This is a genomic window from Rhizobium sp. SSA_523, from assembly GCF_030435705.1.
Classification (GTDB): Bacteria; Pseudomonadota; Alphaproteobacteria; order Rhizobiales; family Rhizobiaceae; genus Neorhizobium.
In genome coordinates this window covers 1,082,768-1,108,324 of record NZ_CP129381.1, presented here as the reverse complement: position 1 = coordinate 1,108,324, position 25,557 = coordinate 1,082,768, and the positions used below count along the sequence as shown (strand labels likewise).

Sequence of the window (25,557 nt, the reverse complement as noted above, 5' to 3'; positions counted from 1 at the left end):
CTCAGTTCACCCCTTCCGCCGCGCTGAAGCCGGCCCGCGCCTTCTTCGGCACAAGCCCCATCTCCTCGACCAGATTGGCGGCGGTATGAAGCGACATGGTGACGGCAAATAGCGGCACGACCAGGCTGACAATCCAGGTCGGCCAGTTCAGCGTCTGGGTATGCTCCGTGTAGAGGAAGTTGAAGCTCTCGCTTGCATATTCGCGGGCGTCGAAGCCGGCGGCGGCAATGCCGAGCGGGTCCATCCAGTTCCAGCACATGACGACGAGCGACAGGGAGAAGAGAAAGGCGATGAAGGTGGCCAGCATTTGCAGCCGTTCCGCGTGACGTTGAGACAGTCTTTCGCTGAGCAGTGTGACCGCGAAATCGAGCCGCAGTCTGGTGAGGGCCGAGCCGCCGATAAAGGTCAGCCAGACGGTGCTGTAGACCGCTGCTTCGTCGACCCAGTAGAGCGGCGCGCCGGCGTAGCGCGTGATGACGTTGATGAGGATCAATCCGAGCAGCAGTGCCATGAACCCTCCCACAACCAGTTTTTCCAGTGCCAGAACCCCTTCGGACAGGGCAATCAGCCCTCGCGCCGGCAGGGAGGGCGATCCTCCTGATCGCCCCGTGGAGCCGTGATTGGTCATTCTCTGCTTCCCCTTTTGTTGTGTATAATGTAGAATGTATACATTTTTCGAGTCAACTGGTTTTTTGACGAATTTGGTGTAGCTGGATGCCATGAAACCGACGCTGCGACACAAGACCCTTTCGGGGGCGCTGATCGACGAAATCCGCCAGGCTATCCTGTCGGGCCAATACGCTGCGGGAACGCAACTGCGCCAGGAGGCGCTGGCCGAAGCCTATGGCGTCAGCCGGATCCCGGTGCGCGAGGTGCTGTTTCAGCTGGAGGCCGAGGGCCTGGTGAAGATCCTGCCTCAGAAGGGCGCCGTGGTGTCGGCTCTGTCTCCGGCCGAGATCGACGACGTCTTCGATCTGCGCATTCTGCTTGAGCCGCGCCTGCTCCGCAAATCGGCGCCTTTGCTGACCAAAGAAGACCTGGCGGCGCTGAACGAGAAGCAGGCGGATTATGAAAAGGCGATTGCCGCAGGCCAGGTGCATGATTACGGCCGGCTGAACGCGGACCTGCATATGGCCATGTATCACCGGGCGGACATGCCGCGCAGCCAGCAGATCGTCGCCTCCCTGCTGCAGACCAGCGACCGCTACACGCGCCTGCAGCTATCGAGCGGCGAGGCAATGGCCAAGGCCATGGCGGAACATGCGCAGCTGATTGCCCTGCTGCGCCAGGGGCAGTTCGATCAGGCCTGCGCGCTTCTGGCCGATCACATCGGCAGCGTCAGGGAGGATCTGATCCAGTTGCTGGCCAAGCGCTGACGGATCTCGAGATCTGTCGCGGGTGAATGGTCCGAAGCCGGACGGGTGTCATAGAATCGCCCACGGTCTCGGGAATATCGACATTCTCCCTCGACCGTGCTGGGAGGGGTCTGGCATGTCAGAATCAGACCACGAGACAACGGCCGCTCGCAGAGCGGTTCGCCAGACAAATGGGATCGACGAGATGAGTGGATGCTGTTCGGCAGTCAGTCGCAATGCGGACGGTAGCGGGCAAAGCGAAACGGCAGACGCCGGGCAGAAGCCGATGGCTCCGTTTGCCGACATGCGCGGCAGGGCCGGCACCGTCATCGCCGTGAAAGGCGGTGAGAGCTATGTCGGCACAGATGAACCCGTCCTTTCCGTCGACGGGGAGGGGCCGGAGCGAAAAGTCGTCCTGGCCGATTTTCATCTGGAAGCGGAAACGGTCACCAATGCCCGTTTTGCGGAATTTGTGCGCGACACCGGTTATGTCACGGAAGCGGAACGTTTCGGCTGCGCGGCCGTCTTCACTGGTCTTCTCGCAGACAAGGCCCTGGTGGCGCAGAATGTCGCGCAGACGCCCTGGTGGGCGCGCGTTGACGGAGCGACCTGGCATGCCCCGGAGGGGCCGGGCAGCTCGATCGAGACTCGCATGGATCATCCCGTGACCCAGGTCTCCTATCATGATGCGCTCGCCTTTTGCGCCTGGGTGGGCGGCCGTCTGCCGACGGAAGCCGAGTGGGAGCATGCAGCGCGCGGCGGCAACCAGCGCCGGCGCTTTCCCTGGGGCAATGAAGAGCCGACGGATGAGACGATCCTGTGCAATATCTGGCAGGGACGTTTCCCGCAGCATAATAGCCTCGCAGACGGCTATTATGGCACAGCACCTGTCCGCAGTTTCGTGCCGACAGAGCAGGGCTTCTACAATCTCAGCGGCAATGTCTGGGAATGGACGGGCGATGCGTTCCGCATCCGCTCCCTGTCGCGGCGGGCCAAACTGCGCAATGAGGCTGCCCGCAAGAGCAGGGACAAGGTGCTGAAAGGCGGCTCCTTCCTGTGCCACAAGAGCTATTGCTACAGATACCGCATTGCCGCTCGCATGGCTTTGTCCGCCGACAGTGCCTCCAGCAATACAGGGTTTCGCGTCGCCTATGATCGTCACCCTGCCTAGGCCGGATCTGTTACGCCGGCCGCCCTGTTGAATGACTGGAACCATCCAGCAGGCCGATGGCTGAAAGCGCTTTCATCGAAGCTCGCCACCTTGTTTCAGTGGCTTGACTTAAAAGAGAAGCCATTGCATTTTCGGTTATGAAAGCGTTTTCAGAAATCGGATCCACATGAGGTCAACCTTGTCGCGCCGGCCGAAAATGGCAGATGTCGCCCGTGCGGCCGGCGTATCTCTGACGACGGTGTCACGGGTCTATAACGAGCCCGACTTGGTCTCCCCGACGGTTCGACAGCGGGTCGCTGAGGCGGCGCGCCAACTCGCCTACGTTCCGAATGTCCTGGCCGGCAGTCTCGCCGCATCCCGCAGCAGAACGATCGGCGTGATCGTACCGACGCTGAACAATTCCGTCTTTGCGCTGATGCTGGAAGAGTTGACCGCCGTCTTGAACGCGGGCGGCTATCAGGTCATGCTTGGGGCCAGCGATTATGATCTGCAGCGCGAGGAGGAACTGGTCAAATCCCTGCTCTCCTGGTCGCCGGCGGGCCTGGTTCTGGTTGGCCGCCATCATAGCCGCGGCAGCCTGCGGGTCCTTCTGGAAGATGGGCTGCCGCTTGTCGAAGTGGGGGATCAGGTCGATGCTGCCATGGATAGTGCCATCGGCTTTTCCCATCTGGCGGTGGGCCGCATGGTGGCGCGCCATTTCCTGGCTCTCGGCATCCGGCATTTAGCGCAGGTGCTGGTGGCTGTGCCGGGAGATGGCCGCGCCGCCGATCGCGCCCGCGGCTTTCGGGAGGCGGTGGACGAAGCAGGGGCGCATCTTGCCGAATTCACCCTGGCGGAGCGTGCCTCCGCAGCGGCCGGAGCCAGAGGGTGTGCAGAGTTGATGGCGCGGCCCGAGCCGCCCCAGGCCCTTTTCTGTTCCAACGATCTGGTCTGCCTCGGCGCCTTGTCGCAGGCCCAGCGTCTGTCCCTCCGCGTTCCGGAGGATATCAGGCTCTGCGGCTATGGCGATTTCGATTTTTCCGCAACGCTTTGGCCCTCGCTGAGTTCGGTCCGGCCCCCCGATCGCGAGATCGGCCGCAAGGCGGGCGAGCTTCTGCTGCAACGGGTGCGCGGCGAGGGTAGCCCGGAATCGATCAATCTCGGCTTCGAGCATATTGTCCGCGCCTCCGGATAGAGACCAGGCAGGACGTCACGGAACGGCATAGCAGGGAGAGACAGGTGAACCAGACCCAGAAGCGACCGAACATCGTGTTCGTGATCACCGATCAGCAGCGTTACGACACGATTGCCGCAGGCGGTTTTCCCTACATGAAAACGCCGACGCTGGATCGCATGGTGCGGGAGGGCACCTATTTTCGCCGGACCTATGTCACCTCGCCCTCTTGTGCGCCGTCTCGGGCCAGTCTCTTTACCGGTGTCTATCCCCACACCAACGGCGTCTTCCGCAATGACGAACCCTGGGCCTTCAGCTGGGTCCAGCTGCTGGCGGAAGCCGGCTATCGCTGCGTCAATGTCGGCAAGATGCACACGTCGCCTTTCGAAGATTCATTCGGCTTCCACGAGCGCCACGTGGTGGAGAACAAGGACCGGGCGACGGCACGTCTGCCATTCTTTCTGGACCATTGGGACAAGGCGATCTGGGCGCGTGGTTTCGAAAAACCGAGCCGCGTCACTTATCGGCGTCGTGAGGATTACCGCAGCGCTCTGGGCGCCTTCGTCTGGGAACTGCCTGCCGATCTGCATGCGGATAATTTCGTGCCCGACTTCGCCCGGATGTGGCTGGACTCCTATACCGGCACCGAACCCTTCTTCCTGCAGATCGGCATTCCCGGTCCGCATCCTCCCTATGATCCGACGCAGGATTATCTCGACATGTATGCCGATGCGGATCTTCCCGAACCCATATTGAGCGATGAGGATATCGCCGCCCAGCCGGCAGCCTTGCGACGATTGCGCGAGCAGCATCTTTCGGTCGATCACGATGCGGTGGTGCATCTGCCGAACCCGACCAGGGAGCAACTGCGCCGGCAGCGCCAGCATTATTTCGCCAATGTGTCGATGATCGACGCGCAGATGGCCAGACTGATCGAGGCGGTCGAGCGACGCGGCGTTCTGGAAGACACGATCTTCATCTTCACCTCCGACCATGGCGACAGCCTGAACGATCACGGACATAGCCAGAAATGGTCGATGTATGAGGAAAGCGTCCGGGTGCCGGCAATTGTCTGGGCACCGGGCCGGGTCGCCTCCGGCTATGTGGTGGAGGACCTGGTCTCGCTGTTCGATTTCGCCCCGACCATTCTGGAACTGGCGGAGCTTCCGGTGCCGGACTGGATGGAGGCGCAATCCTTGAAGCCCTATCTGCAAGGAGAGGCGTGCGAACCGCGGCGCTTTGTGTTTTCCGAACATGCCGGCGACCGGATCTTCGATGGCGCCGCCTTCATGACAATGGTGCGCAGCCACCGCTACAAGCTTGTCCATTTCGTCGACAGTGCCGAGGGCCAGCTGTTCGACATGCAGGACGACCCGCAGGAACGCGCGAACCTCTGGGATGATCCTGCCCATCAGTCGATACGCCGGGAGCTGATCGACGAGATCCTGAAATGGCGGATCCGGAGCGCGTTGAAGACGCAAGGCTGGACGCTCGCCAGCATGCAGCTTGGTCCAGGCTCCGGCCGGACCCCGCAGAATCAGGCCAGACAAGGCGGGCAGGGCTAGGGTCAAAACAAAACGTCACGAGGCCCGGTTCGTGCTGTCGCGTTGCATGAGCGTCCAGTCCACGCTCGCGGTAAAGGGCGCTGCGCCATTGATGCGTGACAGGATCGCGTCGGCCGTCAGGCGTCCGATCTGCTCGCGGGCGGGCCGCACGGTGGTGAGCGAGGGCGAGACGCAGGCGGCCGCCTCATTGTCGCCGAACGCGATGACGCCGACATCCTCCGGCACATGCAGGCCAAGCCGCTTCAGGCTGCGCAGGACGCCGAACGCGACGACGTCGCTGTTGCACACGATCGCGTCGATCTGCGGCTCCTCTTGCATCACTTCGGCTGCCAGCCGCTCCCCAAGCTCCGGGCTCCCTCCCATCTGTGCCGTATGGCAGACCATCGGGGGCAGTCCGTGTGAAAGGACGGCCTCCTGCGCCCCCTGTAGCCGCTTCTGCGCCCGCTTGTCGTTCTCGCGCAGGCTGCCGACAAAGGCCAGACGCCTGTAGCCCTTCGCGATCAGGTGTTGCGCCTGGGTGAAGCCGACCCGCCGGTGATCGAAGCCGACGGCGGTGTCGATGACAGCCCCGCCGGTATCCCACATTTCGATGATCGGGACGCCGGAGGCCTGGAGCAGTTCAACCACCTTCGGCGGGTGATCCACGCCGATAATGGCCATGGCCGCCGGGCGCCAGCTGAGGATCGAGCGAACGAGCCGCAATTCCTGCGCCGCATCATAGCGCGTATTGGCGAGCATGACCTGCAGATCGTGCTCCAGCAATGCCGATTGGAGCCCATCGATGATGCTTGCGAATTCGGAGTAATAGAGAGAGGTCACGACAACGCCGACGATGTCGGAGCGAGTCCCCGAGAGGCCGCCTGCCAGCCGGTTCGGAACGTAATTCAGTTCCTCCATCGCCTCGTTGATCTGTCGGCGCAGCTCCGCCCGCACAGTTTTCGGCGCGCGCATTGCCCGTGACACGGTGTTGACCGAGACGCCAACCCGTTCGGCGATGGAGGCCAGCGTGGGCACGATTTTGCCGTCTTTTTCCCTCTGGCGCATCATCTATTCCAAACGTTAGAACGGGCGAAAGTGATCGTTGCGTTAACGTTCACTTTGTGCCATCGTTTTGCGGGAGAGGCAAGCGGAAGACGATGGGCACACGATTGTTCGAAGTCGAACGGAGAGGCTGTCGGCCCTTGCGCGGCAGGAGGAGAAGCAGGCATGGCTGAGAGGCCGAACATCATCTTGATCATCACGGATCAGCAGCGCTACGATTCCATCGCCGCTCTCGGCTTTCCCTATGCAGTGACCCCGAATATCGATGCGCTTGTCGAGAAGGGCGTGGCGCTGGCTAATTGCCATATCACCGCGCCGAGCTGCGTACCCTCACGCGCCAGCCTGTTCACCGGCTATTACCCTCATACGACGGGTGTCCTTGCCAATGGCCAGGCCTGGCAGCGAACTTGGGTCGAGCAATTGCGGGATGCAGGGTATCGCTGCGTCAATGTCGGCAAGATGCACACCATTCCCTATAATTCGGATTCCGGCTTTCACGAGCGGTATGTGGTGGAAAACAAAGACCGCTACATGGAAGGGCGCTGGTATTTCGACGAATGGGACAAGGCGCTTGCCGCCAATGGCCTGGTCAAGCAGCAGCGCGAGCAATACCGCCAGCGCGCGGATTATCGCGAGCGCCTGGGCTGTTTCGACTGGGAGCTTCCCGAGGCGCTGCATTCTGATGCCTTTGTCGGCAACATGGCCAAATGGTGGGTCGATACCTATCCGCCGACAGAGCCCTTGTTCCTGCAGGTCGGCTTTCCCGGGCCGCATCCTCCCTTCGATCCCCCGGCGCGCTACTCGCAACCCTATCTCGAGCGCAACGATCTGCCGCTGCCAAGGCCGACGCAGGAGGAGCTGGATGGCCTGCACCAGGAGCTGAAGGACAAGCGGCAGCATGATGTCGAGGTCGACCACGATTCTGTCGTCTGGGATCTCGCGCCCACGGAAGACCAGATGCACCGGCTTTGGTCGCATTATTTGGGCAATGTAACGTTGATCGATGAGAAGGTCGGCGAGCTTCTGGCCTCGCTCCAGGCCCGCGGCTATCTGGAGGATGCGATTGTCATCTTCACCTCCGATCATGGGGAATGCCTCGGCGAACACGGCCTCATCCAGAAATGGTCCATGTATGACGTCGTGACCCGCGTTCCGACGGTGATCTGGTCCACCGCGGGCCGGTTCGAAGGCGGGCGGGTGATCGAGGGCCTGTGCCAGCTCTTCGATCTGGGCCCGACCATTCTTGAATATGCGGGGATCGAGCCGCCGAAGAGCTTTGAGGCGCGAAGCCTGAAACCGGCGCTGGAGGGGCGGGACTGGACACCGCGACCGCATGTTTTCTGCGAACAGATCGGCGATGTCGCAATGGCCGGCGGCGTCGAATTCATGACCGGGGTGCGCAGCGACCGCTACAAGCTCGTCCATTTCAAGGGGTCGTCCGACGGGCAGTTTTTCGATCTGGAGAAAGATCCGGGGGAGGTTCGAAACCTGTGGAACGATCCGGCCTATGCCGACCAGAAGCGCGAGTTGCTTGACGTGATGCGCGACTGGCTGATCGAATCCAATTTCCGCACGCGTGACGTGATGGCAGGTGCAAGATGACGATGCGCGAGGATCCTGTCAAAGCAGGGCGTAACGGCGGCACGATCGTCTCCGTCGATGCATCCGACGGTCTGTCCTCCTCCATGCCGCAGAAATCGCTGCTGTCGCGCCCTCTCGGCATGTTCGCCCTCAATATTGCCGCGGTCGTGCTCGGCATCCTTCTCTGGGCCCTGGTCACCTCCCAAGGCGTCGTCGGGCTGCCGACGCCGCTTGCCGTTGCGAAGCAGGCCGTCATCCAGGCCGAAAGTGGCCTGTTATGGACGGATGCGCTGTCCAGCCTGGCGCGTGTCTTCACTGGCTTCGCGCTCGGCATCATGGTGGCAATCCCGGTCGGTTTCCTGATGGGCTGGTATTGGCTGGCGCGCGGGCTCATCGAGCCCTATGTCCAGTTCTTCCGCACCATTCCACCGCTGGCCATTATCCCGCTGGCCATCGTGACGATGGGGATCGACGAAACGCCGAAGATCTTCGTCATCTTCCTCGCCTCTTTTCTCACCAGCGTCGTCGCAACCTTCCAGGGCGTGGTCAATGTCGACAAGACGCTCATCAATGCGGCGCGCGTATTGGGCGCCAATGATTTCACCATTTTCCGCCGGGTCATCGTGCCGGCATCGCTGCCCTATATCATGGTCGGCGTGCGGGTGGGGCTCGGTTCGTCCTGGGCCACCGTCGTCGCCGCGGAGCTTATCGCCGCCCAGTCCGGCCTTGGCTTCCGCATGCAGCAGGCGCAACTCTACTACGATCTTCCCACCATCTTCGTCAGCCTCATCGCAATCGGCGTTCTCGGTCTTGCCATGGATCGTATCGTTCAGGCCCTCGATGCCGTGCTGACCGCCTGGCAGGAAAAGCTATGACGCCCAAGATTTCATTCCAGAACGTATCGAAGACCTTCACCATCGCCGGACAGTCGTCATTCCAGGCCCTGCAGGGATTGAACCTCGACATCGAGGATGGCGAGTTCATCACGGTTGTCGGACCGTCCGGTTGCGGCAAATCGACGGCCATGAACATCGCGGCCGGATTGACGGCGCCCACTGCCGGGCAGGTGCTGGTCGACCAGGTGCCGGTCTCCGGGCCTGGCCCCGAACGCGGCGTGATTTTCCAGCAGTATGCGCTGTTTCCCTGGCTGACGGTGCGCCAGAATGTCGAATTCGGGCTGCAGGTGGCCGGGCACCCCCGCGCCGAGCGCCGCAGGATCGCGGATCATTTCATCCGCCTCGTCGGCTTGAGCGATTTCTCCGATTCGCTGCCGAAGACGCTGTCGGGCGGGATGAAGCAGCGATGCGCCATTGCCCGCGCCTATGCCGTCAACCCGAAAATCCTGCTGATGGACGAGCCTTTCGGCGCGCTCGACGCGCTGACCCGCGTCCAGTTGCAGGATCAGCTTCTCGCCACATGGAGCCAGGAGCGCCGCACGGTCATGTTCATCACCCATGATGTCGACGAAGCGGTCTATCTGGCGAGCCGGGTCATCGTGATGGCTGCCCGACCGGGAAGGCTGCACAAGATCGTTCCCGTCGATCTGCCTTATCCGCGGACGGAGGAGATGCGTCTATCCACGGAATTTTCGGCTTTGCGCAACGAGGTCTGGCGATCGGTCTATCACCCGGTCGCGGCCTGACACCTGGCTTTCATCGGCTGTCTAGAGGAGGAATGAACATGCTGACGAGACGAGACCTTATGAAGACGACGGCGGCCATGACGGCCGCAAGCACCTTTGCCATTGGCGGGCGGGCGCTGGCACAATCCGCTGATATGACGATCGGCTACATTGCCGACTTCCCGAATGCCAGCGTGCTGGCCATCGCGCAGGAGCAGAAGCTCTGGGAGGCGGAAGGCATTACCCCTTCCGTCAAGGTCTTCACCAACGGGCCGATCCAGATCCAGGCCATGGGCGCTGGAAGTCTGAACTTCGGCACGATCGGCCCCGGCGCCCTCTGGCTCCCGGCCAGCGGCAAGGCGAAGGTGATCGGCGTCAACGACATCGGCTTTTCTGACCGGGTGATCGCGCAGGCCGGCATCAATTCCATCACGGACCTCAAGGGCAAGAAGGTCGGCGTTCCGCAAGGCACATCCGGTGACATGATCTTGCGCATGGCGCTGACCAAAGCCGGCATGTCGATCAAGGATATCGAAGTGGTGCCGATGGATCCGTCCACCGTGGTTGCCGCCTTCACGTCCAAGCAGATCGATGCCGCGGGAATCTGGTACCCGCTGATCGACACGATCAAGCCGCGCGTGCCGGACATGAAGGAGCTTGCCTCCAACCAGGATTTCTATCCGCAGACCTCGTTCATCAATACGTTCGTGGCGCGGAACGAGATCGTGGCGGAAAAGCCCGATGTGGTGAAGTCCTTCCTGCGGGTCATGAAGAAGGCCATGGATTACCGGGCCGCCAATCTCGATCGGTCGATCGAGATCACCACCCACTTCCTGAATGCGCCGGCCGAAGTGACGGCAAAGGTTGCCCGAAGCCGCAAGATCCTCACATCGCAGGAGCTCGACAGTTTCACCAAGGATGGCACGGTGAACAACTGGCTGACCGACTTCAACAAGATGTTCCAGGAATTCGGGACGGTGAAGGAGCCTCTCTCGCCGAAGGATTATTATACGGCGGACCTGTTCACCAGCGCCTGACGCCGGCGTTTCACCCTATTGCGCACCGATCACCGGTGTCCGGCAATGTCCGGGTGCCGGTGATCGCGTGGCGCGAGCGAAGCGGGCCAAGGTCCGGGGGCCGGGTCGCAAACGTCGATCAGTCGAGGAGCCGCGAGGCACGTCCGCTGCGCCTTTGCGCATTGTTGTAGTAGCTGGATGCCTGCTGGAGCGAGCGATGGCGGGATTGCTCCATCGCTTCGGGCAGCGGAATGCCGCGATTGGCGGCTTCGGTGAGGAAGCCCGATCGCAGCCCGTGCGCCGAATAGTCCTTTGGATCAAGCCCTGCCAGCACCGCCCGCTGCTTGATCATGTCATTGATCGATTTCGGTTCCAGCGCGCGCCGGGAGAGATTGCCCCAGCGATCGATGGCGCGGAACACGCTGCCGGAGGTGATCCGCGCCGCCTTGAGCCACTCATTGAGCGCGTCGACAGGCCTGCCGGTGAGATAGACGAGTTCGTCGCTCTGCGATCCACTGGTTTTCGTGCGGCCAAGATGAATGGCGAGCGAGGGAAGCGATCTGCCGTCCTCGCTTGTGATCGGATCCTCCAGCCTGATCTGTTCGATGCGCAGGCCGGCGATTTCGCTGCGCCGCCGGCCGCCGGAGGCGAAAGCGACCATCAGAATGGCCCTGTCCCGCCTGTCGCGCAGGCTGTCGCTCCGGCAGGTCGCGAGCAGGCGCGACAGGACATCCCCGGTCACGGCCTTCGCACTCTTGCGCTTTCGCATCCGCGGTGTCGCGCGGATAGCGAGCCGGATGGCCGATCGAAGGGCCGGCGAGCCGAAGGCGCCGGTCATGCCACGCCATTTGGTGAGCGTGGAGAGGCTCGCAAGCCGGCGGCGGACGGTGTCCGGCGCATGCGGGCCCAATGCCCTGAGAAAGCCCCGCGAGCGCAATATGTCCTCGACCTCCGCCGGCATGCCGTGCTGCGCCTGCACGAGCCGTTCCTGCGGGTTCCAGAGGTGGTGCGCCACGAATTTCAACAAGAGCGCTTCCGGTGCCGGCCAGGGCAGGGGAGATCCCGTCGCCGCCAGGCACCAGGCCTGCAGGTAAGCCAGGTCTGAAGTGAGTGCCCGCAAGGTATTGGCACCCATGCCTTCGTTCACCAGATGGCGCAGGGTCTCGATATCCTGATCCGTCAGGAGTTTGGCCAGTTCGTCCCGTCTTTCGACAGGGAGTACGGCGGCAATGGTGTCAAGCGCTTCGGCGCGCCTGCCTGTGTCTGGGGACATGGTGCTCATTTCGATCGACCCTAGCATGTCTCCGCCTGTTTGCCACGCCCTTGGCAAAGGGGGCAACCGGCCGTTCCCTCAGGCCTCCATTCCGCCGCTGAGGCGTTTCAGGTCGCTGAAGACCTGCGCATTGCCGGCCCAGATCGGTCCGGGCGAGGCCAGGTCCCCGGCAAATTCCGCCTTTCCGCCCGCTTCGCGAATGAGCACCATCCCCGCCAGGCAGTCCCAGCAGAAAAGCGTCGGATCGTAATAACCGGCCAGCCGGTTGGCGGCCACATAGGCAAGCATGAGCGCGCCGGAACCGACCCGGAACAGCACCCCGCCTTCCTCATAAAGCCGCGTCACGAAGGCGCCGACCTCGCGCGGATCGGCCCTTTCGGTTCCGCCATAACCGATCGTCGTCGACCGTATGGACCAGCTCTCGTTGATCGCAAGCGGCAGGCCGTTGAGCGTGGCCCCCTTTCCTTTCATTGCAACATACAGTTCGCGCAGGATGGGCGCATGAACAACGCCGATGACGGGCTGATCCCGGTGGAGCACGGCGATCGAGACGGTCCAGTTCGGCTGGCCGACGAGATAGGCCATCGTCCCGTCAATCGGGTCGATCACCCAGACGAACTCGGTCGTTCCCTCGCTTCGTCCAGCCTCCTCACCCACAATCCCGTCCTGCGGAAAATGCTTGCGGATCATCCGCCGCAAATGTGCCTCCGTCGCTCGGTCAACCGCGCTGACGAGGTCTTGCGACGACGACTTCTGGGAGGGTGTCAGGCTGCTCCTGTCCTTCAGGAAAGCTTTTGCCCTGACACCAGCGCTTTTCGCGATCCGCGCCGCCACATGTCCGCGTGCCTCTATGTCAGCAGGAAGCGGTTGCTGCTCGCCCATGGTTCCCCCTTACCGTTTGACCAAAGAAGACCATAGCGGCGCGAAAAATGCTATTGCAAAATGAAAAATACAGATGTATCGATTGAATGCGCTGTCGGAGGAAGGCGCAAAACCTAATGCATTGTAATCTTGAATGTTTTCGCCCTTCAGCGAAGGGCGAAGCTATGCCTGTAATTCGGTCGGGGGACGCCGAAACGGCGTCCAAGGAACGGGGAGGCCTGCCCAGGTCATCGCCGCTTGCGACAGGTCAGGCTCCGTCAATCGCATGCCACACCAATGGCTGCCGCAGGGCGGCCGGCACCTGAGGAGGAATGGAATGAAACGTCTGTGGACTGTATGCGCAAGCGTTCTGGCTCTCGCCGCCGCGACGGCAAGCCTGCCGGTGGCAGCGCAGGCCGACTGGCTGGAGGATGCTGCCAAGCCCTTGAAGGGAACAGAGATCAGCGGCATTTTCCTGGACCGGCCGGGCTACCGCGCGATCATCAAGCTGCTGCCGGAGTTCGAAAAGAAAACCGGCATCAAGGTCAATTACGAGATCGTCCCTTACGAGAATACGCGTGAGAAGGAGGTCCTCAATTTCACCTCGCAGGGCGACCTGACCATGGCCCTGGTCGATCTGGTCTGGATCGGCGAATTCGCTGAGAACGGTTGGATCGAGCCGATCGAGACCTTTACCAAGGATGCCTCGATCACCGATCCGAACCTGAAGCTGGACGGTTTCTTCCCGCTTCTTCTCAATGCGTTCGGCTCCTGGGGCGGCAAGACCTACGGCCTGCCCTTCGACAATTATTCCGGTTTGCTGTTTTACAATTCGTGCAAGCTCAAGGAGGCAGGTTTCGACAAGCCCCCGGCGACCTGGGACGAGGTGATGAATGTCTATGGGCCCAAGCTGACGGACGCCTCCAAGAACCAGTATGCTTTCGCCCTGCAGTCGCTGCGCGGCGAGACGCAGTCCGCCGACAGCTTCATGCGGTTCCTGTGGCCATTCGGCGGCTCGCTGCTGGACGCGCAGTTCAAGTCCAATCTGATGAGCAAGGAAAGCCAGGCCGGGCTGAATTTCCGCCAGGCGCTGATGAAATACATGCCGCCCGGCATTGTCAGTTTCGACCATGCCGAAGCGGTCAATGCGCTGGCACAGGGTCAGGTCGCGATGATCACCGAATGGTCCGCATTCTACGGCACATTGGTGGATCCGGCGACGTCGAAGATCGGCGATTGCCTGGCAGTTGCGCCGGAGCCGGCCGGGCCGGCGGGTCGTCTGCCGGCACTCGGCGGCTTCTCGCTCGCTGTGGCCTCGCAGGCGTCCGAAGAGCAGAAGAAGGCAACCTGGCTCTTCATCCAATGGGCCACCTCCGAAGATATCGCAAAGGCCTATGTGGAAGCAGGCGGCGTTTCCGGCCGCATGTCCATCTACAAGGATCCGGCGATCCAGGCGAAGTACAAGTTCGTCGAACCCATGGTCGCCTCCTGGCAGAAGGGCGTCCCGGAATTCCGTCCGCGCTTCCCTGCCTGGCCGGCCATTTCGGAAGTGGTCGCCGAATGGGGCTCAAAGATGATGCTGGGCGAAGTCTCCGTCGAGGCGGGCGCCAAGGAGATCGGCACGCGCATGGAGGATATCCTGAAGCAGGAAGGCTATTACGACGGCAAGAAGAAGCTTCTCCAATAGTCCGCCGCGCGCCTCCCATCTCCCGGGCGCAAAGCGGGGCAGATGGCGGCGACAGGCTCGCCGCCATCTGCCCCTGCCTTCAGCATCATCGAGCGAAACCACATCATGCTTCATCTTCATGAGAAAGCGCTGGCCGAACTTGCGACTTGCCTCGGCCACATCGGCCAGGCAGGGTTCCAAGAGGCCGTCGCAGAGATTGCGGAGGCCCGCCGAATCGCACTTTACGGCGTCGGGCGCGAGGGCCTGCAGATCAAGGGACTGGCCATGCGCCTCTTTCATCTGGGCCTCCAGTCGGCGGTGGTCGGTGACATGACGACGCCGCCGCTATCCGCCGGCGATCTTCTGATCGTCTCGGCGGGACCGGGGGATTTCTCCACCGTGTCGGCGCTGATCGGCGTGGCGCGCCAGGCCGGTGCGCGGGTGCTGGTGGTTACCGCGCAGCCGGACGGAGCCGCGGCCCGGAAGGCGGATCGGGTCCTCTGTATCCCCGCGCAGACCATGGCGGATGATTGGCAGGGCGCGGGCTCGGTGCTGCCCATGGGATCGCTCTATGAGGGCGCGCTGTATCTCACCTTCGAACTGATGATCCTGGCCTTGAGAGAACGATTGGACATCGCTCCGGAGCGCATGCGCGCCAATCACACCAATCTGGAATGACGCGCCGGCCAGGAACCAGAACGGCGTCAGACGGGCCGGCAAGGCCTGAAGCATGAAAAGAGGACGATGCTATGCCTGAAGCAGCTCAAAGGCCCAATCGCGGCTACGGACGCTGGACGCCGCTCTGGTTCCTGGCACCGGCCGTCGTGACCCTGTTTCTCATCGGCATCTATCCGACGCTGTTTGCACTGGTCACCTCGTTCAGGCGCTACAATATCGCCCGGCCGCGCGAGGGCTTTCCCTTCATCGGCCTGGACAATTACACCTCCGTCCTGACGGACAGCACCTTCTGGGCCTCGCTGTTCCTGACCGCAAAATTCTATGTCACGGTCCTGCCGATCCAGATTGCCTTGGGTCTGGCGATAGCCCTGCTGTTGCACGAAACCGGCATGGGCTTGTTCAAATCTCTGGCCCGCGTCACCCTTGTGGTGCCGCTTGCCACCACCTATGCGGTCGTCGGCCTGATCGGGCGGCTCATCTTCAATCGCGATTTCGGCGTGGCGACCTGGTTTCTCGCCACGCTCGGTCTTGGTCCCGTCGATTGGCTGGGCTCGCAGGCCGGCGCCTTTGCCGCAATCTCGATCATGGATATCTGGCAGTGGACGCCGTTTTGCGCGCTGATCTTTCTGGCCGGCCTGTCCATGGTGCCGGGCGAGATCGAGGAAGCGGCGCGGCTGGAAACCTCGTCGAAATGGGCCCTGCTGAAGCATGTGCAACTGCCCTACCTGCTGCCCGGCCTGACGGCTCTGCTCATTTTGCGCTCCGCCGACGTGCTGAAGCTGTTCGACATGGTCTTCGTCATGACACGGGGTGGGCCGGGCTCTGCCACCGACCTCGTCTCGGTCTACATCCAGCGCGTCGGCTTCCGCGTCTTCGACCTCGGCACGGCATCGGCGCAGGCCATTCTGCTGCTCATCATCACCATCGTTCTCAGCCGCCTCTATATCCGTGTCCTCTATAAGGAAGTGCAATGATGCGTCGCACCTCGAGCCGATTCCTGCACGCGCTGGGTCTGACAGCCGTCATCCTTTTCACTCTGTTTCCGTTCTACTGGATGGTCTCGGCGAGCTTCAAAACCCAGGCTGATATTCTGGCCTCTCCGCCTGTCTGGCTATTTGCGCCGACGCTTGACCATTACCGCGAGATCTTTGCCGATTCCAAGGTTCTCGGTGCTGTCGGCAATTCGCTGATCATCGCCACGGCCACCACGGCTCTTGCCGTTCTCCTCGGGGCTCCGGCGGCCTTCGCTTTGGCGCGCTACGAGTTTCGCGGCAAGTCCGACCTGTGGTTCTGGTTCATCTCCAACCGCATGACGAGCCCGATCGTCCTCGCTTTGCCTGTCTATATCCTGGCGCTGCAATTGCGCATGCTCGATACGCATCTCGTGCTCATTCTGATCTACCTGACCTTCAACCTGCCGATCGTCGTGTGGATCTGCACGGACCAGTTCAAGTCCATTCCGCCGGATCTTGAACAGGCGGCGCGGCTGGATGGGGCCGACCAGTTCATGATCTTCCGCAAGATCTACTTGCCGCTCGGCGCCCCCGGCATCGCCGTCTCGGCCATCTTCTCCTTCATCTTCTCATGGAACGAGCTTCTTTATGCGCTGGTGCTGACAAGACGCGATGTGCAGACCGCGCCGGTGGTCGCCACCTCCTTCATGTCCGGTTACGAACTGCCCTGGGGCAAGATCATGGCGACCGGGACCGTTATCGTGCTGCCCGTCACGATCTTCGCCCTGATCGTCTCGCGTCACATGGTGCGCGGCCTGACCATGGGTGCAACGAAATGACCAGGTCCAATCCGCTCGGCATCAACCTCTCCTTCTGCGTCAAGCGCTGGGTCACGCCGCAACTCTGGGCCGGCATCGTGCGGGATCAGCTGGATCTGGATCTTGTGCAATTCTCCTTCGACCTCGTCGATCCCATGTGGCCGAATGCCATCTTGAGCCGTCATGCGTGCGACATCGCGAAGGTCACGCAGGATCACGGCATCACCATTCACAGCGCGTTCATCGGGCTTGCGCATTACACGTTCAACCAGCTGCTCCATCCCGATGAAGCGGTGCGCGATTATGCCGAATTCTGGCTGGAGCGTGCCTATGGCTTTGCCGCCGAGGCGGGGATCCAGGGTGTCGGCGGCCCGCTCGGGGCAATTGCCTCCCGGCTTGACGGGACGGAGGCGGAGGCTCTTGACCAGCGCGATTACGAGGGCCTGATCGAACGCATGCTGCGCCTCGGTCGCAAGGCCCGGGCTGCAGGCTTGAGGGAACTCTATGTCGAGCCGACGCCGATGCGACGGGAGTGGCCCTGGACCATCCAGCAGTCGCGCCAGATGATGGACGACCTGCAGGCAAGCGACACGCCCTGGCGGCTGTGTGTCGATTGGGGGCATGGCACCGTCCTGCCGCTCTATGGGATGCCCGAGGGACCTCTCTCGGGGCCAGGTGCCGATCCGATGGAGCCGTGGTTTGCGCAACTGCATGACGTGATCGCGGCCGTGCATATCCAGCAGACGGATTTCCAATCGGATTGCCACTGGGATTTCACCGTTCCCGGTCGGGTCGATCCGGGCCAGGCACGCTCGCTCCTCGCGCGCACAGGGCTTGCGCAATCACCGGTATTGCTCGAAGTGTTCTATCCCTTCGAACGGGACAGCAGGTCCATACTGGATGCATTGAAGGCATCGGCTCTGTCGCTCAAGCAGGCCTTTGCCTGAACAGGAGATGAGAGAGCATGGCTAATCGCGCAGCGGATAACGGCACAGCGACCGTCGAGGACATGGACGCCCAGCAGGTCAGAGCGCGCGTAGCCTGGTTGTATTTCATCGGCGGCCTGACCCAGCAGGAGATTGCCGACCAGCTGGGCCTGACACGCCTGCGGGTGAACAAGACGCTTGGCCAATTGCGCACCGACGGCTCGGTGGTGGTCGATATCCGTCTGCCCATGGCCGGCTGCATTGCGCTTGAACACAAGGTGAAGGAGCGGTTCGGCCTGGAGGAAGTGACGGTCATTCCCACGCTTCCGGACGATGCGGAAAACCAGCGGGCGGTCGGGGATGCGGCCGGCGGTGTGCTGGATCGCCTGCTCGAGGACGGGATGGGCCTCGGGGTCGGATGGGGGAAGACACTGACGGCCGGCCTCAAGCGGCTCACGCCTCGGGCCTTGCCCGCCAGCTGGGTCACCTCCATCATGGGAGGGCTGACGCGCGGCTCCGGCTCCAGCACATTCGAAGTCGCCACCGGCTATGCACGGGCGATCTCCGCCGAATGCTGGTATCTCACCGCGCCGCTCTATTTCCCGTCCGCCGAAAGCCGGGAGGCTTTGCTGTCCCACTACGGGATCCGCGAGACCATGCGGCGCGCCCGCTCCGTGGATGTCGCTCTGGTCTCCTGCGGCGACATGACGGCTCGTTCGCTGCTGGTGCAGACACCAACGGTCTCGGAGAACCTGGATGCCTTGCTGGCGGCGGGAGCCGTGGGCGATCTTCTGGGTGTCTTCCTCGACGGCCAGGGACAGCCGGTCGATCACCCGCTGAACGAACGCGTCCTGTCGGTCGCGCCGGAGCAATTGCGTTCGGTCCGCCACAGCGTGCTCGCCTCTGGCGGCTGGTACAAGGTGGCCATCATCCGCGCCATTTTGCGCGGCGGCTATGTCAAGCGGCTGGTGACGGACGAACAATGCGCGGCGGCGCTTCTCGACGAGACGCACCAGATCAACAAAAGACCCCGATAGATGCCGGCGCACCCCTTGCGATCGGGGTGCCGAGCCATGGAGAATCGAGACCGATGACCTTTCTTCGCCTGGACACTATCAAGAAGACCTTTGGTGAGCTCAGCGTCATCAAGGGCGTCGACATTACCGCATCGAAGGGCGAATTCGTGGTCTTTGTCGGGCCGTCCGGCTGCGGCAAGTCGACCTTGCTGCGGATGATTGCCGGTCTTGAAGATGTCTCCTCCGGCACGCTGGCGATTGACGGAAAGGATGTGACCTATGAGGAGCCCGCCAAGCGCGAGGTCTCGATGGTCTTCCAGTCCTATGCACTCTATCCGCATATGAGCGTCTACGAGAACATGGCATTCGGCCTGCGCATGGCAAAGCTGAAGGAAGAAGAGATCAGACAGCGGGTGGCCGAGGCTGCCCGCATTCTGCAGATCGAGCCGCTGCTGGAGCGCAAGCCGCGCGCTCTGTCCGGCGGGCAGCGCCAGCGCGTGGCGATTGGCCGGTCGATCGTCCGCAACCCCAAGATTTTCCTGTTCGACGAACCGCTTTCCAATCTCGATGCGGAGCTGCGCAGTCAGATGCGGGTCGAGATTGCCAAGCTGCACCGCAATCTCGGGGCGACAATGGTCTATGTCACGCATGATCAGGTGGAGGCCATGACCCTGGCCGACCGCATCGTCGTGCTGCGCGCCGGCCTCGTCGAACAGATCGGCTCGCCGACGGAACTCTACGATCGGCCGGCCAACACCTTTGTCGCGGGCTTTATTGGTTCGCCGAAGATGAATTTCCTGCAGGCCCGCGTCGTCGCCGTGGAGGAATCGCAGATCAGCCTTGCGCATCTGGCTTTCGAAGGAGGAAGGCTGGCGCTTACGCATGCCGGTGCGGCGAAGGCCAAGCCCGGCGAAATGCTGACCGTGGGCTTGAGACCGGAGCATCTCGACGTTGCCGGAAACCATGCGCCGCTCCTGCGTCTGGCGCTGGACTTTTCGGAGAATCTCGGAGGCTCGACCCAGCTATACGCGCGCACGGAGCAGGAGACGGTGATCATCCTCGCCAATGGTCGGCCCGATCTCGCACCTGGCAACACGCTGACCGTCGGGATCGATCCTCGGCACATCTATCTCTTCAAGGCCGACGGGCTTGCACTTTGACGGGAGAGGTCGATCTGACCGGATTGACTGCCGCTGTATGCATGACACAGATCGCAACCCGCAATAAGATCAGGAAGATCCCATGAAAGCTCTGGTTCTGGAACGCAAAGGCGAACTCGCCATCCGGGAGATGAAACAAGACCGCAAGATGGGTCCGGACGATGTGACGATTGCCATCCATACCGTCGGCGTGTGCGGCAGCGATGTCCATTATTTCACCCATGGCGCCATCGGCTCCTTCATCGTGCGCGAACCGATGATCCTCGGCCATGAAGCCGCGGGAACCGTCACGGCAATCGGCGCCAATGTCAAAAACCTGAAGGTCGGTGACCGGGTCTGCATGGAACCCGGCGTGCCCAATATGGCATCGCGTGCCTCCAAGCTCGGCATCTACAACGTCGATCCGGACGTGCAGTTCTGGGCAACCCCGCCAGTGCATGGCGTCCTGACGCCGGAAGTGGTGCATCCCGCCGCCTTCACCTACAAGCTGCCGGACAATGTGTCCTTTGCAGAGGGCGCCATGATCGAACCCTTTGCGGTCGGCATGCAGGCAGCCACGCGCGCCCGGATCACTCCAGGCGATGTTGCGGTGGTCATCGGCTGCGGTCCGATCGGCATCATGACGGCCCTGGCCGCGCTGGCCGGCGGCTGCTCCAGCGTGATCATCTCGGACCTCAGCGCCCCGAAGCTGGCCATCGCCGCCCAATATCCGGGCATCACACCCGTCAATATTGCCGAAACGCGGCTGCAGGACACGGTCGCCCATGTAACCGAGGGCTGGGGGGCCGACGTCATCTTCGAAGCGAGCGGCAGTCCGAAGGCCTATGAAGGGATCTTCGATCTGGTGCGGCCAGGCGGCGCGCTGGTGCTCGTGGGTCTGCCCGTGGAGCCGGTCGCTGTCGATGTTCCAGCCGCCATCATCAAGGAAGCGAGGATCGAGACCGTGTTCCGCTACGCCAATAATTTCGACCGCGCGGTGAACCTCATCGCCTCCGGCAAGGTCGATCTGAAGCCGCTGATCACGCAGACTTTCGACTTCGCCGACAGCATTGCCGCTTTCGAACGGGCTGCAAAGGGCCTGCCGGAGGATGTCAAACTGCAGATCCGTCTCGCCGATTGATCCCTCAGGCCTTCGGTCACGCATACCAGGATTGAGGACATGATCCGCGGCCGAAAGGTCAGCCAAACCTTTGCCAGGAGGAAGTGAAGCCATGACAGGAATTCTGGAGGGCAAGGTCGCAGCCATAACCGGCGCGGCCTCGGGAATCGGTCTTGCCTGCGCCCGTAAGCTGCTCGATGAGGGGGCAACGGTTGTCCTCATCGATCGCGCGGAGGAAAAGCTCCGCGCGCTCTGCGCAGAGCTCGGCCCCCGATGCCGCATGGTGGTTGTCGATCTTCTGGATGGGCCGCAGGTTTCCGGCCTGTTGCCGCGGATCCTCGAGGTTGCCGGCCGTCTCGACATCTTCCATGCCAATGCGGGGGCCTATGTCGGCGGCGCCGTGGCAGAGGGCGATCCGGGCGCCTGGGACCGCATGCTTCATCTCAATGTCAACGCGGCCTTCCGCAGCGTGCACGCGGTTCTGCCGCACATGATCGGGGAGAAGAGCGGCGATATCCTCTTCACCAGTTCCGTGGCCGGCGTCGTCCCGGTCGTCTGGGAACCCATCTACACGGCGTCGAAATTCGCAGTTCAGGCCTTCGTGCACACGACGCGCCGGCAGGTCTCGCCATACGGCGTGCGGATGGGCGCAGTCCTGCCGGGGCCGGTCGTGACCGCGCTTCTCGACGATTGGCCAAAGGAGAAGATGGAGGAGGCGCTGGCCAATGGCAGCCTGATGCAGCCGCAGGAGGTGGCGGAAGCGGTGTATTTCATGCTGTCGCGGCCGCGAAACGTCGTCATCCGGGATCTTGTCATCCTGCCGAACAGCGTCGATCTTTAAGATGACCGGCACGGCGTTCACAGGGCAGGAGAAGGATATGGACGGTTCGAAATGCTTCATCGGCGTTGATATCGGGACCGGCAGCGCAAGGGCCGGCGTGTTCGATGCGCAGGGTCAGTGCCTGGGCACCGGCAAGCGCGACATCAAGCTCTTCCGGGACACGGCGCATATGGTCGAGCAGTCGAGCCGGGATATCTGGGATTCGGTCTGCGCGGCGGTGCGCGCAGCGGTTGCCTCGGCCGGGATCGAGCCTTCAAGCGTCGCGGGCCTTGGCTTCGATGCGACCTGCTCCCTCGTCGTTCTGGGAGAAGACGGCCGGTCGCTGCCTGTCGGGCCCTCCGAAGACGCCGATCGCGACATCATTGTCTGGATGGACCACCGTGCGGTCGATCAGGCGGAACGCATCAACGCCAAGGGCCACGGTGTCCTGCGCTATGTCGGCGGACGAATCTCGCCGGAAATGCAGACGCCAAAACTGCTCTGGCTGAAGGAGAACCGTCCGGCGGTCTTTGCCATGGCCTGGCAATTCTTCGATCTGGCGGATTTCCTGACCTTCCGGGCAACAGGAAGCCTCGCCCGGTCCACCTGCACAGTCGCCTGCAAATGGACCTATCTGGCGCATGAATCCCGCTGGGAGCCCGGCTATTTCCGCGAGATCGGCCTGGCTGAACTGGCCGACGAGAATTTCGCGCGGATCGGGCAGCTCATCGTCGAGCCCGGCACGGCCGTGGGCGAAGGCCTCACCGCGCGCGCAGCGCAGGACCTCGGCCTGCCCATCGGCACTCCCGTATCGGCCGGCATGATCGATGCGCATGCGGGTGGCATCGGCACCGTCGGCATCGGCGGCGATCCCCAGGCCAATCTCGGCTATGTCTTCGGCACCTCGTCCTGCACCCTCACCTCGACCGACAGTCCGAAATTCGTGCCGGGCGTCTGGGGGCCGTATTTCTCCGCCATGGTTCCCGGTCTCTGGCTGAATGAAGGTGGCCAGAGTGCCGCAGGTGCTGCAATCGACCAGTTGATCAGCTTCCATCCGGCCCTGGCCGAGGCGAAGGAGAAGGCCGCTGCCGCCGGCGTCTCGGTGCCCGTCCTGCTGGCCGACATGGCGCTTGCCCGGCACGGGTCACGCTCTCACGCTATTGGCCTGGCGCGCGGCCTTCATGTTGTTCCGGAATTTCTCGGCAACCGGGCGCCCTTTGCCGATCCTGCCGCCCGTGCGGTGATCGCCGGTCTCGACATGGAACGCGACCTCGATCATCTCATTGCGCTCTACGTCGCCGGCCTCAGCGGCATTGGTTATGGTCTGCGTCAGATCATCGAGGCACAGGCGGAGGCGGGGGCGCAGGTCCAGCAGATCATCATCAGCGGCGGCGCCGGCCAGCATGACCTGACCCGTCAAATCCTGGCGGATGCGAGCGGAAAACCGGTCATTGCGCCGCAGACATCCGAACCGGTTCTGCTCGGTGCCGCGCTTCTCGGCGCCACGGCCGGCAAGGCCTTTCCGGATCTGAAGCAGGCCATGCATGCGCTCAGCAAGGCCGGCCCGATCTATACGCCCGCCTCCGGGGATATTGCTCGCCTGCACGACCAGCGCTACCAGGCATTCCGCACGCTGCAGGATGCGCTTCGCGGCATGCGGGACTGCTGAGCCCGGGATCAGGGCAGCGGCCGGCCGCCCTGATCATGATAATCGGATAGGTGCAGCAACTCGCCCCCCGGGACTCGATGTCTCCGTCCGGCGGGCACCCGAGCTCCGTCAGAATTCGCTCCAGTTCTCCGCTGCGGCACCCCCGCCGAGACCGACGGCGCCGGCCACCTTGGCCATCATCCTGCGGGCCGGAGAGGCGACCGGCTTGTGATCGCTGCGTGCGGCCACGGCTCGCACAGCATCCGCGCCGGCGCCCGATCCAAGCCTGAAGTTCGAGATGATCTCGCGCAGGCGATTGACCTCGCCGGCAAGCGAAGCGCTGGCCGCCGTCGATTCCTCGACCATGGCGGCATTCTGCTGGGTCACCTGGTCCATCTGGTTGACGGCCGTGTTCACCTCCGCCAGACCCACCGATTGCTCGCGCGCCGAGGTCGCGATCGCATCCAGCTGATTGTTGATGGTGACCACCTGGTCCTCGATAACCTTCAAGGCATCGCCGGTCTCCTGCACCAGCTTGACCCCCGTGCTGACCTCGTCGACGGAATTGCGGATCAGGTCCTTGATCTCACGGGCCGCCTGCGCCGATCTCTGCGCCAGTTCCCGGACCTCCTGGGCGACGACGGCGAAACCTTTGCCGGCCTCTCCGGCGCGCGCGGCTTCGACGCCGGCATTCAGCGCCAGGAGGTTGGTCTGGAAGGCGATTTCGTCGATGACGCCGATAATGCTGGAGATCTGGTTGGAGGATTGCTCGATGCGCTGCATGGCCACGACGGCATTGGACACCACTTCACCGGAGCGGCGGGCGGATTTGTTGGCCTCGATCGCCACATGCCTCGCTTCCTCGGTTCGCTTTGAGGAATTCGCGACATTGGTGGTGATCTGGTCGAGCGCGGCGGCGGTTTCCTCCAGCGAGGCGGCCTGCTGCTCGGTGCGCTTCGACAGGTCCTCGGCGCTCTGGCTGATCTCCCTCGCGCCGCTGTCGATCGATCCCGTTGCCGTGGCTACGGACCGAAGACTGCCGGAGAGTTGCTGGACAGCGGCATTGAAATCTGCGCGCAGAGCTTCGAACTCGCTGGCGAACGGCTCGTTGAGCAGGAAGGTCAGATCGCCGTTGGAGAGGTGTTTGAGGCCCGTGGCGAGGCCGGACGTGGCCTTTGCCATCTGCTCGGCACGCAGGCGCTCCTGCTCGGCCACACGCAAACGTTCCGCTTCGCCCGCTGAACGGGAGGCTGCCGCCTCTTGTTCGAGGTCGCGGGCACGCAGCCCATTATCCTTGAACACCTGGACGGCTTTCGCCATGGCACCGACTTCGTCGCGCCGGTCCGTGCCGTCCACTGTTGCGGCAAGGTCGCCATTGGCCAGAAGGTTCATGGTGGCCGACATTGTCTGGATCGGGACGACCAGCCAGGCACGGATGGCGAGGAAGCCGAGTACGAGCACGGTGATCAGGCCGAGGATCACCGCTGTCAGCGTGGCGATGACGGTGTCGCCCGCCATGTCGGACAAATCGCCGCTGCGCTTGGCGGCGGTATCGACAACCTCATTCGTTGCCGCGGTGAATCGCGGAGCAATGTCACTGAAAGCCGGCTGGCACTGGCTGAGAAAAATCTCCTGCGAGGCTTCGATTTCCTGCGATTCTGTCGCCGAGGCGCCAGCCTTGATGGCCGGCGCGCAGGTGTCTGTGAAAATTCGCAGGCCCTCCGCTTTCAGTTTCATCATCGCGTCCTTGGCCGGAACGGCCGCGACAACTTTATCCATATAGCCGGCGAAATCGGCTTGAGCAGCGGCAAGGGCCTGCTGTGCCCGCTGGTTGAGCTCCGGCGTACGGGACATCATCAGGTCCCCGATCGCCGCGCGGCCTGCCTGCAAGGTCCGGTTGGAGCGCGCCAAGTAGAGGGCTGCTGCACTTTCGCCGTCAAGCAGCTCGCTATAGCTTCCATCGACGCTCGAGATCTGGCTGGCGGAGTATAGCGCGACGCAGAAGGAGAATAGTCCAAAGCAGGCCATGATGACCAGGAACTTGCCGATGATGGATATATGTTTCAAATGCCTCTCCCAAAAAACAAGCGTTCATGAAAGGAGCCACGGCAAGTCATCTGCCGGGTTGTCCAGAGG

Annotated in this window: 23 protein-coding genes; 18 read left to right on the top strand and 5 right to left on the bottom strand. The window is 62.6% G+C overall.

Annotated elements, in window-relative coordinates; all coding sequences use genetic code 11:
• Position 1 precedes the first annotated feature (1 nt).
• Complete coding sequence (locus QTJ18_RS06325; protein ID WP_252754977.1) at positions 2-628, bottom strand: TRAP transporter small permease; 627 nt, start codon at positions 626-628, stop codon at positions 2-4.
• 91 nt (positions 629-719) lie between these two features.
• Between QTJ18_RS06325 and QTJ18_RS06320 the strand changes: the two genes are divergently transcribed.
• The 4 genes from QTJ18_RS06320 (at position 720) to QTJ18_RS06305 (ending at position 5,244) form a co-directional block, all read left to right on the top strand.
• Positions 720-1,376, top strand: coding sequence for a GntR family transcriptional regulator (locus tag QTJ18_RS06320; RefSeq protein WP_252754978.1), 657 nt, complete (start codon positions 720-722; stop codon positions 1,374-1,376).
• 265 nt (positions 1,377-1,641) lie between these two features.
• On the top strand, positions 1,642-2,526 hold the full coding sequence (locus tag QTJ18_RS06315) for a formylglycine-generating enzyme family protein (protein WP_252754979.1): 885 nt from the start codon (positions 1,642-1,644) through the stop codon (positions 2,524-2,526).
• 166 nt (positions 2,527-2,692) lie between these two features.
• Positions 2,693-3,700 (top strand): LacI family DNA-binding transcriptional regulator, encoded by a 1,008-nt coding sequence (locus tag QTJ18_RS06310; protein WP_252754980.1) that lies wholly within the window; start codon positions 2,693-2,695, stop codon positions 3,698-3,700.
• A 44-nt stretch (positions 3,701-3,744) separates the two neighbouring features.
• Complete coding sequence (locus QTJ18_RS06305; protein ID WP_252754981.1) at positions 3,745-5,244, top strand: sulfatase family protein; 1,500 nt, start codon at positions 3,745-3,747, stop codon at positions 5,242-5,244.
• 15 nt (positions 5,245-5,259) lie between these two features.
• On the opposite strand, the gene QTJ18_RS06300 is transcribed toward QTJ18_RS06305, so the two are convergent.
• Positions 5,260-6,291 carry a LacI family DNA-binding transcriptional regulator gene (locus QTJ18_RS06300; protein WP_252754982.1) on the bottom strand — a complete coding sequence of 344 codons (1,032 nt, stop codon included), beginning with the start codon at positions 6,289-6,291 and terminating at the stop codon, positions 5,260-5,262.
• A 159-nt stretch (positions 6,292-6,450) separates the two neighbouring features.
• Here QTJ18_RS06300 and QTJ18_RS06295 point away from each other — a divergent pair, with 159 nt between their 5' ends.
• The 4 genes from QTJ18_RS06295 to QTJ18_RS06280 all read left to right on the top strand — a co-directional run bounded on the left by QTJ18_RS06295 (position 6,451) and on the right by QTJ18_RS06280 (position 10,524).
• Entirely contained in the window at positions 6,451-7,887 is a 1,437-nt protein-coding gene (locus QTJ18_RS06295) for a sulfatase family protein (protein ID WP_252754983.1), read from the top strand.
• A 119-nt stretch (positions 7,888-8,006) separates the two neighbouring features.
• Complete coding sequence (locus QTJ18_RS06290) at positions 8,007-8,741, top strand: ABC transporter permease (RefSeq protein WP_252755035.1); 735 nt, start codon at positions 8,007-8,009, stop codon at positions 8,739-8,741.
• The gene (locus tag QTJ18_RS06285) at positions 8,738-9,508 is read left to right on the top strand and encodes an ABC transporter ATP-binding protein (RefSeq protein ID WP_252754984.1); all 771 of its coding nucleotides are present in this window, start codon (positions 8,738-8,740) and stop codon (positions 9,506-9,508) included. Before QTJ18_RS06290 ends, QTJ18_RS06285 begins: the two co-directional genes overlap by 4 nt.
• Before the next feature lie 38 nt (positions 9,509-9,546).
• The gene (locus QTJ18_RS06280) at positions 9,547-10,524 is read left to right on the top strand and encodes an aliphatic sulfonate ABC transporter substrate-binding protein (protein WP_489667264.1); all 978 of its coding nucleotides are present in this window, start codon (positions 9,547-9,549) and stop codon (positions 10,522-10,524) included.
• A 118-nt stretch (positions 10,525-10,642) separates the two neighbouring features.
• Here the strand turns inward: QTJ18_RS06280 and QTJ18_RS06275 are convergent, their stop codons facing one another.
• Both QTJ18_RS06275 and QTJ18_RS06270 read right to left on the bottom strand, forming a co-directional pair.
• Positions 10,643-11,785 carry a tyrosine-type recombinase/integrase gene (locus QTJ18_RS06275; RefSeq protein ID WP_489667265.1) on the bottom strand — a complete coding sequence of 381 codons (1,143 nt, stop codon included), beginning with the start codon at positions 11,783-11,785 and terminating at the stop codon, positions 10,643-10,645.
• Positions 11,786-11,854: 69 nt separating this feature from the next.
• Positions 11,855-12,658 carry an inositol monophosphatase family protein gene (locus QTJ18_RS06270; protein WP_252754986.1) on the bottom strand — a complete coding sequence of 268 codons (804 nt, stop codon included), beginning with the start codon at positions 12,656-12,658 and terminating at the stop codon, positions 11,855-11,857.
• Between the two features lie 316 nt (positions 12,659-12,974).
• Here QTJ18_RS06270 and QTJ18_RS06265 point away from each other — a divergent pair, with 316 nt between their 5' ends.
• The 10 genes from QTJ18_RS06265 to QTJ18_RS06220 all read left to right on the top strand — a co-directional run bounded on the left by QTJ18_RS06265 (position 12,975) and on the right by QTJ18_RS06220 (position 23,442).
• Complete coding sequence (locus QTJ18_RS06265) at positions 12,975-14,324, top strand: ABC transporter substrate-binding protein (protein WP_252754987.1); 1,350 nt, start codon at positions 12,975-12,977, stop codon at positions 14,322-14,324.
• A gap of 105 nt (positions 14,325-14,429) precedes the next feature.
• Entirely contained in the window at positions 14,430-14,981 is a 552-nt protein-coding gene (locus tag QTJ18_RS06260) for an SIS domain-containing protein (RefSeq protein ID WP_252754988.1), read from the top strand.
• Between the two features lie 71 nt (positions 14,982-15,052).
• Positions 15,053-15,955 carry a carbohydrate ABC transporter permease gene (locus QTJ18_RS06255; RefSeq protein WP_252754989.1) on the top strand — a complete coding sequence of 301 codons (903 nt, stop codon included), beginning with the start codon at positions 15,053-15,055 and terminating at the stop codon, positions 15,953-15,955.
• Complete coding sequence (locus QTJ18_RS06250; RefSeq protein WP_301557773.1) at positions 15,955-16,773, top strand: carbohydrate ABC transporter permease; 819 nt, start codon at positions 15,955-15,957, stop codon at positions 16,771-16,773. The genes QTJ18_RS06255 and QTJ18_RS06250 overlap by 1 nt, the downstream gene beginning before the upstream one ends.
• The gene (locus QTJ18_RS06245) at positions 16,770-17,699 is read left to right on the top strand and encodes a sugar phosphate isomerase/epimerase family protein (protein WP_252754991.1); all 930 of its coding nucleotides are present in this window, start codon (positions 16,770-16,772) and stop codon (positions 17,697-17,699) included. The genes QTJ18_RS06250 and QTJ18_RS06245 overlap by 4 nt, the downstream gene beginning before the upstream one ends.
• Before the next feature lie 17 nt (positions 17,700-17,716).
• Complete coding sequence (locus QTJ18_RS06240) at positions 17,717-18,715, top strand: sugar-binding transcriptional regulator (RefSeq protein WP_252754992.1); 999 nt, start codon at positions 17,717-17,719, stop codon at positions 18,713-18,715.
• Between the two features lie 53 nt (positions 18,716-18,768).
• Positions 18,769-19,854 carry an ABC transporter ATP-binding protein gene (locus QTJ18_RS06235; protein ID WP_252754993.1) on the top strand — a complete coding sequence of 362 codons (1,086 nt, stop codon included), beginning with the start codon at positions 18,769-18,771 and terminating at the stop codon, positions 19,852-19,854.
• Between the two features lie 82 nt (positions 19,855-19,936).
• Positions 19,937-20,974, top strand: a complete 1,038-nt coding sequence (locus QTJ18_RS06230; RefSeq protein WP_252754994.1) for an NAD(P)-dependent alcohol dehydrogenase — start codon at positions 19,937-19,939, stop codon at positions 20,972-20,974.
• 91 nt (positions 20,975-21,065) lie between these two features.
• Positions 21,066-21,794 carry an SDR family oxidoreductase gene (locus QTJ18_RS06225; protein ID WP_252754995.1) on the top strand — a complete coding sequence of 243 codons (729 nt, stop codon included), beginning with the start codon at positions 21,066-21,068 and terminating at the stop codon, positions 21,792-21,794.
• Between the two features lie 37 nt (positions 21,795-21,831).
• Entirely contained in the window at positions 21,832-23,442 is a 1,611-nt protein-coding gene (locus QTJ18_RS06220; RefSeq protein ID WP_489667266.1) for an FGGY-family carbohydrate kinase, read from the top strand.
• Positions 23,443-23,550: 108 nt separating this feature from the next.
• On the opposite strand, the gene QTJ18_RS06215 is transcribed toward QTJ18_RS06220, so the two are convergent.
• On the bottom strand, positions 23,551-25,488 hold the full coding sequence (locus QTJ18_RS06215) for a methyl-accepting chemotaxis protein (protein WP_252754997.1): 1,938 nt from the start codon (positions 25,486-25,488) through the stop codon (positions 23,551-23,553).
• Between the last annotated feature and the right edge of the window lie 69 nt (positions 25,489-25,557).